The sequence below is a fragment of the Seleniivibrio sp. genome, from assembly GCF_021209385.1.
In the GTDB taxonomy this organism is placed as follows: Bacteria; Chrysiogenota; Deferribacteres; order Deferribacterales; family Geovibrionaceae; genus Seleniivibrio.
This window is the reverse complement of the sequence record NZ_JAJOIL010000035.1, coordinates 136,265-152,152: the sequence shown is the minus strand read 5'-3', so window position 1 is coordinate 152,152 and position 15,888 is coordinate 136,265. Positions and strand designations below refer to the sequence as shown.

Below are 15,888 nucleotides of genomic sequence, written 5' to 3'. Positions count from 1 at the left end.
GCCAGACTATTTCGTCAAATATTTCATGATATATGGTGCTTTCGGTAAACCTGCGGCGGCGGTTCTGACTGAGGGTTGAGTAGTGGGGAATCTTATCTCGGAAACCGAAGCCGAGAAACCAGCGGTAGGCAAGGTTTACTTCTATCTCTTTCACAAGCTGGCGTTCACTGCGGATTCCGAAAAGATAACCGATAAAAAGCATCTTGAATAGAACCACAGGGTTAATACCTGGGCGACCTGTGGTGCTGTAGAGGTCTTTCGTCTTTGCCTCTATAAAACGAAAGTCGATACTCTTGGCTATTTTACGGAGAAGATGATCCTTGGGGACAAGGTCATCTATGTTAAGGTAAAGTTCTGTTTGAAATTGGTCTTCTGTCTCTTTAAGCATAATAGATTATAACAGAAAACGCCATATAATTACAATTACATGGCGTTTGTCAACAATCTGAGGGAGGCTTTCGCCTCCCTCAGGTCTATCTGTAAACTTTCATCCTTGTTTCTATGGGTGCAAATTCTTTTTCGCCTGGCTGGGCAACGGGTTTGCCGAATGGCATCTGTGCCAGAAGCGACCAGCTTTCTGGAATATTCCATTCTTTTTTCACTTCTGCGTCGATCAGCGGGTTATAGTGCTGAAGCGATGCGCCAAGTCCTGCCTGTTCCAGAGCCGTCCAGACCACGAACTGGAGCATACCGGAAGATTGGTATGACCATAACGGGAAGTTTGCCGCATAAAGAGGGAAACTTTCCTGAAGTCCTTTGATAACGGTCTGATCCTCAAAATAAAGCACACTGCCGTATCCCGCTTTAAAAGAGTCTATCTTTGCTTCTGTCTGCGCAAAGGCTTCCGCCGGAACTATTTTGCGGAGTGCTTCTTTTGCGATGTTCCAGAGTTTTTCGTGCTGTTTTCCGAAAAGAACAGCAACTCTTGAACTCTGCGAATTGAAAGACGACGGTGCGTATTTAACTGCCTGCTCGACGATTGATTCAACCACGTTTTCAGGTACAATGACCTCGTTTGATATTCCGTAATATGTTCTTCTTGCTTTAACACTGTTTAAGAATTCCTGATAGCTCATGATATGCCTCCGTTATTTAACTATTTTTTCTGCAACTAATCTGTCTATTGAAAACCTTCCGCCGCCTGTCAGCACAAGTGAAAGTGCCATGCCGACGAACAGAATATGGTATTCGTATCCCTCACCTGCCTGATTGCCGAACCAGTTCATAAAGAACCCGTTCTGGGTGTGAACCATAAGCGCCGCAACTGCAAGTGTCACACCTGTGCCGAATGCGCTGAGACGTGTCAGTGTCCCTGTTATCAGCCCAAGCCCGCCGAAAAACTCTGCAACTATGGCAAGAAATGCAAAAACAGTAGGTATGCCCATTGTTTCTGTCATAAATGACATTGTGCCTGAAAAACCGTAGCCTCCGAACCACCCCAGAAGTTTCTGGGCTCCGTGTGGCAGGATAACTATCCCCAGCGTCAGTCTTGCGATTGTCGGAGCAAACGTATCTGTTGTAATAAAAAGTTTGCGCAGCATTTTATATCTCCTTCGTGTGATGTCGACTCATTCGATGTCGAACTATTTGCTTAATTTTTTTAACCCCTCTGGCTTTTCCCAAGCTTTTTGCAAATTTCGCCGAGGTTTTCTTTTTCCTGTTTGTCCAGAGCCTTGAAGCTCCTGACGATAAATTTCACATGCTCAGGAAAAATTCCTGCTATAAGCTCTTTTCCGCTTTCTGTCAGGCTAACGGTTATGTACCGTCTGTCAGTTTCGTTTCTGACCCTTTCGACAAGCTTCCTTTTTTCAAGGTTGTCGATGACAGTTGTTATGTTTGCCGTGCTTGTCAGGTTTTTTTCTGCAAGCTCTCTCTGGCACATGCCGCCCAGATGATAAAGTGTTTCAAGCACGCCGAACTGGGTGTCGGTGAGCCTGTGCTTTGTCAAATGGCTGTGGGCGGCGTCTGTAACGCTTTTGGCTGCGCGCATCAGTTTTATATATGTGTTGAGCGCTTCAACCTCTTCCTCTGTTCCTTTGTACTTTGTCATATCCGCCTCACATCGTATTATATGATATCAAATTATTCGGAATCGAATGTTTGTCAAGGGATAAAAAGATAAAAAATGTATTAATTTTTTTGTGTAAATCTGAGAAAGCTTTCTGTCATTGCGTCTGTTTGCATCCAGAGATATGGAAAGTGTCCGTAAAGAACATTAAGCGATTTTTTAAGCGCTATCTGCGGCGGTTGGTTTTTAACGGTATAAAGATATATGGCAACACCAAGTCCTGTTCTGTCCGACCCGCCGAGGCAGTGGATGAGCATAGGGCGTTTTGCTGTTTTAAGTATTTGTGCAAGTTCTTCCATCTTTTTCATGGGTGCGGGCATTGTTGACGACAGGGCGACATCGTAATGTTCCAGCCCCAGTTCCTCGGATGCTTTTATCTCCTGCCTGTACCACTCTTTGTCGGGTCTTGCCCTGCGCAGGCTGATGACAGAGCGTATGCCGAGTTTTTCCTTATACTCTTTCAGTCTTTCAGGTGTTGGCTGGGCACTTCTGTAAAGTACGCCTTTTTCTACAGTATGCAGGTTATGGTTTATAAATTTCTGATATACAAAAAATAGCGCCACTGTGCATAACATGATTCCCGCGATAGCGATGGTTTTTTTCACAATTTTTCACCCGCCGATTTTGAAAAGCATAGCCGCAAACCCTCTGTTTTTCAATAGCGGTAAAGTTTACACTGTAGCGAATAAGAAAAAATATTAAAAAATATCTTTAACTGTACCTTGGTACGATGTGTTTATATGGGGATGGTGTATTGTTGAAATACAATTATTATTATTCCGAGGTGTCTTATGGCTGCGATTGGAAAAGTTGTTCAGGTTATCGGTCAGGCAGTTTTACATGGTATTGACGGTTCAGTCAAACAAATATTCCCAGGCGACATTGTTGCCGTAGGCGATGTTATAGAGACCATGAGCGGCTCTAAGGTTATTCTTCAACTTGAAAACGGCAGGGAATTGACCATCGGCGCAAACGAACATCTCGCCATTGACGATTCACTTGTCGGATCTTTCGATGACGTTGCTATGGATGCCGATGCTCTTCAGGATGCACTGGAAAAAGGCGAAACCCTTTCCCCTGAGGACGAAGAAACTGCTGCAGGTGACGACAGCAGTGCCAGCGTACTTGTTAACGACGTTCTTGAAGGCGACGATTCCGAAGGATATGTCGGCAGCTATCTGCTCCCTTCCAGCAGTCTTGCAGGAACAACAGACACAGACAATCCTTACAATGACACAGGCAATAATAACAATGACACAACAGATTCAACCGTTACTGGCGATCCGGTGTATTCACTTGCAGAAGGCGCAACAGTGCCCCCCGGATTTGTGCTTTATCCCGACGGTTCATACACCATAGATCCTACAATATCCGATTATGACTACCTCGGCGAAGGTGAAGACGTTGAATATGACGTCGATATCGTTATAACCTACCCCGACGGTTCAACAGAAGACGGCGTTATCAACGTTGTCGTGACAGGAACAAACGATGCGCCTGTTGCTTATGCGGAGGTTATAACTGCTGTTGAGGACGGAAACGTTGTGACAGGTCAGCTCACAGCCACAGACCCGGATGTCAACGACACACTTACTTTTGAAGTGGCATCTTCAAGAGTTCCGGAAGGATTCACTCTCAACTCCGACGGAACCTATTCATTCGATCCTTCTTCCTACGATTACCTTGCCGCAGGCGAACAGACAACCTTGACAGTAGATTATATGGTCACAGACCCATACGGCGAAACAAGCTATGAAACCATTACGATTGTTGTAACAGGTACAAATGATGCACCTGTTGTCAGCGACATATCATATTCAGGAACAGAAGACACTTCCATAACCATAACGGCTGAAGAGCTTCTTGCACAGGCGACCGATGTTGACGGCGATGATCTTTCCATAGTTGAAATAACTAACGTCACCGGCGGTACGATTGTCGATAACGGCGACGGAACTTATACATTTACCCCTGACAAGGACTTCAACGGACAGGCAACGTTCGAGTTTTCCGTCACAGACGGTACAGAAACTGTAACCGCCACCGGAAAGATAGACATTGCAGCCGTTAACGACGCACCCGTTGCAGAGGCTGTTACAGCCGAAGTTGAAGAGGATTCCGTTCTCACAGGTCAGCTCTCTGCCACAGATGTTGACAGCGATACCCTTACATTCGCCACCAAAGGCGCCGTTCCGGAGGGCTTTACGCTTAATTCCGACGGTTCATACGAGTTTAACACTGAAAACTATGACTACCTCGCAGCTGGCGAGTCCGAAACATATGTTGTTTCATATACTGTTACCGATGATTCCGGCGCTGTTACTGAATCCAAGATAACTATTACTGTTACTGGAACAAATGACGCTCCTGTCGCGGAAACAGCTGTTAACGCAGTTGATGAAGACAGCTCAATAACCGGTCAGCTTACAGCTACCGACGTAGACGACGGTGCAGTTCTTACATTCACCACTGACAGCACAGTTGAAGGTCTGACTCTGAACACTGACGGTTCATACACCTTCGACGCATCCAGCTACGATTACCTCGCTGCCGGTGCTACCGAAGTAATAGAAATACCCTACACAGTAACAGATGAGAACGGCGCAACAAGCACGGCTAAACTTACCATCACAGTGACTGGCACAAACGACGCTCCTATAGCGGAAGCGGCTGTTAACGCAGTAGATGAAGATGCAAGCATCACCGGTCAGCTTACGGCAACAGACGTAGATGATAATGCTGTTCTGACATTCACCACCGACAGCACTGTTGAAGGTCTGACTCTGAACACTGATGGTTCATACAGCTTCGACGCATCAAGCTACGATCACCTCGCTGCCGGTGCAACAGAAACGATAGAGATTCCCTACACTGTTACCGATGAGAATGGTGCAACTTCGACTGCTAAACTTACCATCACAGTAACAGGTACGAACGACGCACCTGTAGCGGAAGCAGCAACCAATGCTGTTGACGAAGACAGCTCAATTACCGGTCAGCTTACAGCTACGGATGCTGACGACGGTGCAGTACTTACATTCACCACTGACAGCACAGTTGAAGGTCTGACCCTGAACTCAGACGGAAGCTATACATTCGATGCATCAAGCTACGATTACCTCGCTGCCGGTGCTACCGAAGTAATAGAAATACCCTACACAGTAACGGATGAGAACGGAGCTACTTCAACTGCCAAACTGACCATCACAGTTACAGGTACAAACGATGCACCTGTAGCGGAAGCAGCAACCAATGCTGTTGACGAAGAAGCGACTATTACTGGACAGCTTACGGCTACGGATGCTGACGATGGTGCTGTACTTACATTCACCACCGACAGCACAGTTGAAGGTCTGACTCTGAACACTGATGGTTCATACACCTTCGATGCATCCAGCTACGATTACCTCGCTGCCGGTGCTACCGAAGTAATAGAGATACCCTACACTGTTACCGATGAGAACGGAGCAACAAGCACAGCTAAACTTACCATCACAGTGACAGGCACTAATGATGCTCCTGTAGCGGAAGCGGCTACAAACGCTGTAGATGAAGATGCGACTATCAGCGGACAGCTTACAGCTACAGACGTAGACGACAACGCTGTACTTATATTCACAACAGACAGCACTGTTGAAGGTCTGACTCTGAACACTGATGGTTCATACACATTCGATGCATCAAGCTACGATTACCTCGCAGCCGGTGCAACAGAAGTTATAGAGATACCCTACACAGTAACCGATGAGAATGGAGCAACAAGCACAGCTAAGTTGACTATCACTGTTACAGGTACTAACGATGCCCCTGTAGCAGAAGCAGCTGTTAACGCAGTAGATGAAGATTCTACTATCACTGGACAGCTTACGGCTACAGACGTTGACGATAATGCAGTTCTTACATTCACAACCGCAAGCACAGTTGAAGGTCTGACTCTTAACACTGACGGTTCATACACCTTCGACGCATCCAGCTACGACTACCTCGCAGAAGGTGCAACAGAAGTTATAGAAATACCTTACACAGTAACAGATGAGAACGGTGCAACAAGCACAGCTAAGTTGACCATCACTGTTACAGGTACTAACGATGCACCTGTAGCGGAAGCGGCTACAAACGCTGTAGATGAAGATGCGACTATCAGCGGACAGCTTACAGCTACAGACGTAGACGACGGTGCGGTTCTTACATTCACTACCGACAGCACAGTTGACGGTCTGACTCTGAACACTGATGGTTCATATACTTTCGATGCATCCAGCTACGATTACCTCGCAGCAGGAGCAACAGAAACGATAGAAATACCTTACACAGTAACGGATGAGAACGGAGCAACAAGCACAGCTAAGTTGACCATCACAGTGACAGGCACTAACGATGCACCTGTAGCGGAAGCGGCAGTCAATGCAGTAGAAGAAGATTCTACTATCACCGGTCAGCTTACGGCTACCGATGCAGATGACGGTGCAGTTCTTACATTCACCACAGACAGCACTGTTGAAGGTCTGACTCTGAACACTGATGGTTCATACAGCTTCGATGCTTCAAGCTACGACTACCTCGCGGCTGGTGCTACCGAAGTAATAGAAATACCCTACACAGTAACAGATGAGAACGGTGCAACAAGTACCTCCAAACTCACAATAACTGTTACAGGAACTAACGACGCTCCTGTAGCAGAAGCAGCTGTTAACGCAGTTGATGAAGACAGCTCGATAACCGGTCAGCTTACGGCTACGGATGCTGACGACGGTGCAGTACTTACATTCACCACAGATTCTGCTGTTAATGGATTTACACTTAACACTGATGGTTCATACACATTCGATGCTTCAAGCTACGATCACCTCGCTGCCGGTGCAACAGAAGTTATAGAGATTCCTTACACAGTAACAGATGAGAATGGTGCAACTTCGACTTCTAAACTGACAATCACAGTAACAGGTACGAACGACGCTCCTGTAGCGGAAGCAGCAGTCAATGCAGTAGATGAAGACAGCTCAATCACCGGTCAGCTTACGGCTACCGACGTTGACGATAATGCAGTTCTTACATTCACCACAGATTCTGCTGTTAATGGATTTACACTTAACACTGATGGTTCATACACCTTCGACGCATCAAGCTACGACCATCTGGCGGCAGGTGCCACAGAAGTTATAGAAATACCTTACACCGTTACCGACGAGAATGGAGCAACAAGCACTTCTAAACTTACCATCACAGTGACTGGCACAAACGACGCTCCTATAGCGGAAGCGGCTGTTAACGCAGTAGATGAAGATGCAAGCATCACCGGTCAGCTTACGGCAACAGACGTAGATGATAATGCTGTTCTGACATTCACCACCGACAGCACTGTTGAAGGTCTTACTCTGAACACTGATGGCACATACACATTCGACGCATCAAGCTACGATCACCTCGCGGCTGGTGCAACAGAAGTTATAGAAATACCCTACACAGTAACGGATGAGAACGGAGCTACTTCAACTGCCAAACTGACCATCACAGTGACAGGCACTAACGATGCACCTGTAGCGGAAGCGGCAGTCAATGCAGTAGAAGAAGATGCGACTATCACCGGTCAGCTTACAGCTACAGATGCAGATGACGGTGCAGTTCTTACATTCACTACCGACAGCACAGTTGACGGCTTCACTCTGAACGGAGACGGAGGCTATACCTTCGATGCTTCAAGCTATGACTACCTTGCTGCCGGTGCAACAGAAGTTATAGAAATACCCTACACAGTAACAGATGAGAACGGAGCTACTTCGACCTCTAAACTTACCATCACAGTGACTGGCACAAACGATGCACCTGTAGCGGAAGCAGCTGTTAACGCAGTTGATGAAGACAGCTCAATCACCGGTCAGCTTACGGCTACGGATGCTGACGATAATGCTGTTCTTACATTCACCACCGACAGCACAGTTGAAGGTCTGACACTTAACACTGATGGTTCATACAGCTTCGATGCATCAAGCTACGATTACCTCGCAGCCGGTGCAACAGAAACGATAGAGATTCCTTACACAGTAACGGATGAGAACGGAGCAACAAGCACAGCTAAGTTGACCATCACAGTTACAGGCACAAACGACGCACCTGTAGCGGAAGCGGCTGTTAACGCAGTAGAAGAAGATGCGACTATCACCGGTCAGCTTACGGCTACAGACGTTGACGACGGTGCAGTACTTACATTCACCACAGACAGCACAGTTGATGGCTTCACTCTGAACGGAGATGGAAGCTATACCTTCGATGCATCAAGCTACGACTACCTCGCAGCAGGAGCAACAGAAACAATAGAAATACCCTACACAGTAACAGATGAGAACGGTGCAACAAGCACAGCTAAGTTGACCATCACAGTTACAGGCACAAACGACGCACCTGTAGCGGAAGCGGCTGTTAACGCAGTTGACGAAGATGCAAGCATCACAGGTCAGCTCACAGCCACAGACGTTGACGACGGTGCAGTACTTACATTCACCACAGACAGCACAGTTGAAGGTCTGGCTCTTAACACTGATGGTTCATACAGCTTCGACGCTTCAAGCTATGACTACCTTGCTGCCGGTGCAACAGAAGTTATAGAAATACCTTACACAGTAACAGATGAGAACGGTGCAACAAGCACAGCTAAGTTGACCATCACAGTTACAGGAACTAACGATGCACCTGTAGCGGAAGCAGCTGTTAACGCAGTTGATGAAGACAGCTCAATAACCGGTCAGCTTACGGCTACGGATGCTGACGACGGTGCAGTTCTTACATTCAGCACAGACAGCACAGTTGAAGGTCTGACTCTGAACACTGATGGTTCATATACCTTTGATGCATCCAGCTACGATTACCTCGCTGCCGGTGCTACCGAAGTAATAGAGATACCCTACACTGTTACCGATGAGAACGGAGCAACAAGCACAGCTAAGTTGACTATCACAGTGACAGGCACTAATGATGCTCCTGTAGCGGAAGAGGCTGTTAACGCAGTTGACGAAGATGCAAGCATCACCGGTCAGCTTACGGCTACCGATGCAGATGACGGTGCTGTTCTTACATTCACCACTGACAGCACAGTTGAAGGTCTTACTCTGAACACTGACGGTTCATACAGCTTCGACGCATCAAGCTACGATTACCTCGCAGCAGGAGCAACAGAAACGATAGAAATACCTTACACAGTAACAGATGAGAACGGTGCTACAAGCACAGCTAAGTTGACCATCACTGTTACAGGTACAAACGATGCACCTGTAGCGGAAGCGGCAGTCAATGCAGTAGATGAAGACAGCTCAATCACAGGTCAGCTTACGGCTACAGACGTAGACGACGGTGCAGTTCTTACATTCACAACCGCAAGCACAGTTGAAGGTCTGACTCTTAACACTGATGGTTCATACACCTTCGACGCATCAAGCTATGACTACCTCGCAGCCGGTGCTACCGAAGTAATAGAAATACCCTACACCGTAACGGATGAGAACGGAGCGACAAGCACAGCTAAGTTGACCATCACAGTTACAGGCACAAACGATGCACCTGTAGCGGAAGCGGCAGTCAATGCAGTAGATGAAGACAGCTCAATCACAGGTCAGCTTACGGCTACAGACGTTGACGATAGTGCAGTTCTTACATTCACCACAGACAGCACAGTTGAAGGTCTGACTCTGAACACTGATGGTTCATATACTTTCGACGCATCCGGCTATGACTACCTCGCTGCCGGAGCTACAGAAGTTATAGAGATTCCTTACACAGTAACGGATGAGAACGGAGCTACAAGCACAGCTAAGTTGACTATCACTGTTACAGGTACTAACGATGCACCTGTAGCGGAAGCGGCAGTCAATGCAGTAGAAGAAGATTCTACTATCACTGGACAGCTTACGGCTACAGACGTTGACGATGGTGCAGTACTTACATTCACCACAGACAGCACATTTGAAGGTCTGACTCTTAACACTGATGGTTCATACACCTTCGACGCATCCAGCTACGATTACCTCGCTGCCGGTGCTACCGAAGTAATAGAAATACCCTACACAGTAACGGATGAGAACGGAGCTACTTCAACTTCCAAACTGACTATCACTGTTACAGGCACCAACGATGCACCAGTAGCGGAAGCGGCAGTCAATGCAGTAGATGAAGACAGCTCAATAACAGGTCAGCTCACAGCTACAGACGTTGACGACAACGCTGTACTTACATTCACCACTGACAGTACAGTTGAAGGTCTGACTCTTAACACTGACGGTTCATACACCTTCGATGCATCAAGCTACGATCACCTCGCGGCTGGTGCAACAGAAACAATAGAGATTCCTTACACAGTGACCGACGAGAACGGTGCAACAAGCACAGCTAAGTTGACCATCACAGTTACAGGAACAAACGACGCACCTGTAGCGGAAGCGGCTGTTAACGCAGTAGATGAAGATTCTACTATCACTGGACAGCTTACGGCTACAGACGTTGACGACAACGCTGTACTTACATTCACCACAGACAGCACAGTAGATGGCTTCACGCTGAACGGCGATGGAAGCTATACATTCGATGCATCCGGCTATGACTACCTCGCTGCCGGAGCTACAGAAGTTATAGAGATTCCTTACACAGTAACGGATGAGAACGGAGCTACAAGCACAGCTAAGTTGACCATCACAGTTACAGGCACTAATGATGCACCTGTAGCGGAAGCGGCAGTCAATGCAGTAGAAGAAGATTCTACTATCACTGGACAGCTTACGGCTACAGACGTTGACGACGGTGCAGTACTTACATTCACCACTGACAGTACAGTTGAAGGTCTGACTCTTAACACTGACGGTTCATACACTTTCGACGCTTCAAGCTACGACTACCTCGCTGCAGGAGCAACAGAAACGATAGAAATACCTTACACAGTAACAGATGAGAACGGTGCTACAAGCACAGCTAAGTTGACCATCACTGTTACAGGTACAAACGATGCACCTGTAGCGGAAGCGGCAGTCAATGCAGTAGAAGAAGATTCTACTATCACTGGACAGCTTACGGCTACAGACGTTGACGACGGTGCAGTACTTACATTCACCACAGACAGCACAGTTGAAGGTCTGACTCTTAACACTGACGGTTCATACACTTTCGACGCTTCAAGCTACGACTACCTCGCTGCCGGTGCAACAGAAGTTATAGAGATTCCTTACACAGTGACCGACGAGAACGGAGCAACAAGCACTGCCAAGTTGACTATTACAGTTACAGGTACAAACGACGGTCCCGTTGCAGGCGACGTATCCTTCACAACTCCCGAAGATACGGCTATCGTCCTTACCGCCGCTGACATCCTCGCTAATTCAAGCGATGTTGATGGTGACAACCTCACTATTGAATCAATCACCAACGTCACAGGCGGTACACTTGTGGACAATGGAGACGGTACATACACCTTCACTCCTTCCGAAAACTTCAACGGCGAAGCTACATTCGAGTTTACAGTGACGGATGGCACAGAGACAGTTCCCGCAACAGCGAAAATAGATGTCACGCCTGTTAACGATGCACCTGAAACTGCTGCCAAGAGCGACACGGTTTATGAGGATACAGTTCTTACAGGCAGCGTTTCTGCAACAGATGCGGATGGTGACACACTTACATACGCTCTCGTGGGTACAGCACCTGTCGGATTTACTCTTAATTCCGACGGAACGTACACTTTTGATGCAAACTCATATGATTATCTTGCAAAAGACCAGACTGTTGATTACGAGATAAAATATACAGTTACAGACGGCAACGGCGATCCGGTCGAATCTGTTCTGAACATTCAGGTTGTCGGTACCAACGACGCGCCTGTTGCACACAATGTCGGTATAACAGTTTCCGAGAACGGAAACAGCGCACAGCTGTCGCTCATCGCCTCCGATGTGGATTCAGACCAGAGCAATCTTACCTATGCTCTTGTTGAAGGTCAGGATATTCCCGCAGGACTTGTTTTCGATGCAGAGAACCATACGGTACAGTTCAAAGCGGGTACTTCATATGACTACCTCACTAAAGGCGAATCAGTCAGCTACAGCATCCAGTATTCAGTAACGGATGAATACGGCGCGACCGATATAAAAACAATTACCGTCACCGTTAACGGTGCGAACGACAAACCTGTGATAGACATAGCGAATGTTGAAACAGACGTAACGTTCGTAGGCGATGGTGGTTCATACACCAACGCACTTGGTGTTTACACAACGGATGAGAACGGCAACATTGTTTCCGGCGAATTTATCCTGCTGAATTCCGACACAGCGTCCATTAACGAACTTCTCGCTACATATCAGGGAGAAGACGTGAAATTCTTCATCGTGACCAACGTCGGTTCAAGCTTCAGCGGCGGAGAGGTTACGTTTACAACAGATGCAGATGGCAATCCTGTTCTTCTTGTCGACGGAGAAGAAATCAGCAACAATGTATTTTATTCCGATGCAGAATTTAACTTTGACGGAATAGACCACTTCATCGAAAACGAAGACGGAACAATCGGAATTGAAGACCTTGTATACGGCACAGGCGGATATGACGGTGACTTCAACGATCTTGTTGTTAAAACAACAACTTATGACGCCGTTTACACAGAGAACGGAGCACCTATGTCCATCGCAAGCGATGTGAACATAAGCGATGTTGACAGTGAGAACATGTCCGGCATGACCATCACCCTGACAAACATGCAGGAAGGAGATGTTCTCAGCGTGGGCGATCTGCCGGATGGAATAACACTTGTTTCCATAGACGGTAATACTGTCACCCTGACAGGTCTTGCAAGCGCGGAAGATTATGAGGCGGCTCTTAAAGCTGTTATGTTCAGCAGCACATCAGAAGACCCCAGCACCGTGGACAGAGAGTTCCGCGTTGTTGTAACAGACGAAACAGGTGCAGAGGGACGCGGGTATGTTTACCTCGGCGTTGAGGCTGTGGATGAAACATACGAAGCTCCGGTGGCTGTTGACGACACTGCGACTGTGACAGAGGTGAACGACGTTATAATCACAGGTGACGCGACTGTTACTAAGGTTGAAACCGGAACTGAACTCAACAGTGATGTTTCTCCCGAAAGCCTTGGATACACAACAGCGACAACCTATTCGACTGTTTCCATGAACCAGAACATATCTGTCAACAGCAGTTATGTGATCATAGAAAATGTACCGTACACATTTAATGTGAACGGCAACAGCGGCAACGGATTTGTTGAGATAGGTAACGTTGCAAGCGGGGCAACCGTTAACGTCAATATCGGCGGCGGAAACGATATAGTTTATCTGTCCGGAACTGTCACAGGCTATGTAAATGTGAACGGCGACAGCGGATATGACGTTCTTGTCTTAAGCGGACAGGAAAGCGATTACACCATAACAACGGTTAACAACAACGGCACTATTAGTGCATATATAACGACAGCCGACGGCGGTTATATCGTTGCCAACAACATTGAAGAGATCAGATACGGCGGTTACTCCGAATCCTCTTACGAATATGAGGTTGACGTTGTAACAAGCGAGACCCTCACAGACGAAGGCTATGTTATTCTTGCGGTTGCAAACGGCACACTCAGTGCCGGAACAGACAACGGCGACGGAACATGGACGGTTTCTGCGGATGAGCTTGATGGTCTCACCATTATACCAAATGGAGCGGGTACACCGGATGTTGCAGTGGCCGAGGTACACGATTCCGGATATGTCACCGATATAAGCGATTCAATCACTTCCGGCAACCTGATAACAGGCACCGGAGCAGATTATGACAGCGATACGTCGGTTGAAAATCTTTATATCACTGATGTTGACGGAACAACTGTTTCATCAACAGGCGAAACGGCAATTCAGGGCGAATACGGTACTCTTTATGTAAAAGAGGATGGAACATACCGCTACGAAGTGGATAACGACAGTGAAGAGCTTGATAATGTGAATTCAGGTGACTCAGTAACAGAGGATTTCACATATACCCTTTCCGACGGAACTTCGACTTCGGAAGCGAAGCTTACAATTACTATTAACGGAGCGGATGATATCAGCATCTCTGCATCAGGCTCTGTAGTGGACGAAGGAAGCACTTCCGTTCCCGTGGCTAACCTGCTGTTCATGATAGACGTTTCCGGAAGTATGGGCAACGTTATCACCAGCGAAGGCGATACCAGACTTGACGTACTGAAAGACGCTCTTACCGAACTTATTGATAAATATGATGCCAAAGGCGATATAGGCGGCATACAGATAGTTACTTTCTCCACTGATGCTTACTCCCAGACTGTTAACGGAAGCGTATGGCTGACTGTTGATCAGGCGAAGAGCATTCTGGAATCGCTTCGTGCAAACGGCGCAACAGACTACGACGATGCTATCAGCAAACTGATGACCACATACGACTCATCAACTGCTCCGGAAGCAGATTATACCCATGCTTATTTCGTTTCCGACGGCGCGCCTTCGAGCGAAGATTATAAAATTAACAGCAGTGAACTTGCCGCATGGCAGTCATGGCTGGGCGATACTGATGTTGATGAAGTTTATGCGGTCGGTATCGGCAGCGGTACTGACAGCCAGCAGCTTCAGATAGTTGCATGGAGTGCAGACGGAGAAGGATATCTGGACAACGTACTTGTTGTTCCGGACGATACACTCAATGCGGACATCACAGCGGCTGCTGAACAAAACAGCAGAGAGAGCAGCGTGTTCAACGATGTGGACATTCCCGACGGACTGGAAGCTCATCTTACCACAGTGACCTATGCAGGGTTGATATATGAGTTCTCTGATACTGTTACTGAGTACACTATTGACCTCGGCGACAACGGTTCTGTTGTTATAAATTCCGACGGTTCATATGTGTTCACCGCAGGAACAGACGTTGATCAGGATGTAACATCTCTGCTGAAATACAGCTTTGAAGTGAACGAACACGACTATTCAGGCACACTGAGCCTCACAACTGAAAATCATATTGAGAATATCGGTGATTTTTCAACTTATACGTCCGGCTACAGTGTTACTGAAACAGACAGCGGATTCGGTGTTAAAGGCAACTACTATGACAGTAGCAGCAAAAACGGCATCGGCTCCGGTGAAAGTCTTACAATTGACTTTGACAGCGAAGTGAACACCGCTAAATTTGATATAAGCGGCAGCGTAAAATCAGGCTGTACTTACTCTGTTTACGATTCCGATGGAAACTGGGTGTCAAACGGTACTGTGACATCGGGCGAGCTGACTATAACAAGTGAGAGTGGTATCAGTCATGTTGTATTCAGCGGCAGCAGCTCAAGCAATTATTATGTTGAGCCTGTTTCCGTGGAAGCTCAATCCGGCAGCGACAACATATTCGCCGTGTTCGGTGATGCCGACAGTCTGGATTTCAGCGGTCTGAAAGAGATCGACGCTATCCAGATGAACGACGACAGTACTGCCCAAACCGTAACTCTCTCTGCACAGGATGTTCTGGATATAGCTGACAGCAGTACCCATACCATCCAGATATCAGGAGATTCAGCAGATACTCTTGTTCTTTCCGGTGACTGGAAATCGACAGGCGACAATACTTACTGCAGCACTGTCAATGGCACTGAAGTTTGTATAGAGATCAATAACGATGACCATAAGCTGAAAGTACAGTTTACTGATCAGGGTGATGGCATAAGCAGCTAAGAGGCTGATAAAAAAGATTAAATAAAAAGACCGTATCCTAAGGGATGCGGTCTTTTTTTTGTCTTTATGCAGGTATAGGGCTTGATGATGTAAATAGGAATAAGCTGTTTCAGTGTG

Annotated in this window: 6 protein-coding genes; 1 reads left to right on the top strand and 5 read right to left on the bottom strand. The window is 47.1% G+C overall.

Annotation, left to right across the window (positions count from 1 at the left end):
* From LRY47_RS11980 to LRY47_RS11960, 5 genes are all read right to left on the bottom strand, one after another.
* Positions 1 to 388, bottom strand: a 388-nt coding sequence (locus LRY47_RS11980; RefSeq protein WP_295225746.1) for a transposase, incomplete at its 3' end; no start/stop codon positions are given.
* A gap of 85 nt (positions 389 to 473) precedes the next feature.
* On the bottom strand, positions 474 to 1,076 hold the full coding sequence (locus LRY47_RS11975) for a nitroreductase family protein (RefSeq protein WP_295225745.1): 603 nt from the start codon (positions 1,074 to 1,076) through the stop codon (positions 474 to 476).
* A 12-nt stretch (positions 1,077 to 1,088) separates the two neighbouring features.
* Positions 1,089 to 1,541: a DoxX family protein gene (locus tag LRY47_RS11970; RefSeq protein ID WP_295225743.1), complete on the bottom strand. Its 453-nt coding sequence runs from the start codon at positions 1,539 to 1,541 to the stop codon at positions 1,089 to 1,091.
* Positions 1,542 to 1,600: 59 nt separating this feature from the next.
* Positions 1,601 to 2,050, bottom strand: a complete 450-nt coding sequence (locus tag LRY47_RS11965) for a MarR family transcriptional regulator (RefSeq protein WP_295225741.1) — start codon at positions 2,048 to 2,050, stop codon at positions 1,601 to 1,603.
* Between the two features lie 80 nt (positions 2,051 to 2,130).
* Positions 2,131 to 2,673 carry a tyrosine-protein phosphatase gene (locus tag LRY47_RS11960; RefSeq protein WP_295225739.1) on the bottom strand — a complete coding sequence of 181 codons (543 nt, stop codon included), beginning with the start codon at positions 2,671 to 2,673 and terminating at the stop codon, positions 2,131 to 2,133.
* Positions 2,674 to 2,859: 186 nt separating this feature from the next.
* On the opposite strand from LRY47_RS11960, the gene LRY47_RS11955 reads away from it, so the two are divergent.
* Positions 2,860 to 15,771: a VCBS domain-containing protein gene (locus LRY47_RS11955; protein WP_295225737.1), complete on the top strand. Its 12,912-nt coding sequence runs from the start codon at positions 2,860 to 2,862 to the stop codon at positions 15,769 to 15,771.
* Positions 15,772 to 15,888: the final 117 nt, after the last annotated feature.

Coding starts and splice junctions, on each gene's coding strand:
- LRY47_RS11975 (WP_295225745.1), bottom strand. CDS start 1,076: ATGAGCTATCAGGAATTCTTAAACAGTGTTAAAGCAAGAAGAACATAT.
- LRY47_RS11970 (WP_295225743.1), bottom strand. CDS start 1,541: ATGCTGCGCAAACTTTTTATTACAACAGATACGTTTGCTCCGACAATC.
- LRY47_RS11965 (WP_295225741.1), bottom strand. CDS start 2,050: ATGACAAAGTACAAAGGAACAGAGGAAGAGGTTGAAGCGCTCAACACA.
- LRY47_RS11955 (WP_295225737.1), top strand. CDS start 2,860: ATGGCTGCGATTGGAAAAGTTGTTCAGGTTATCGGTCAGGCAGTTTTA.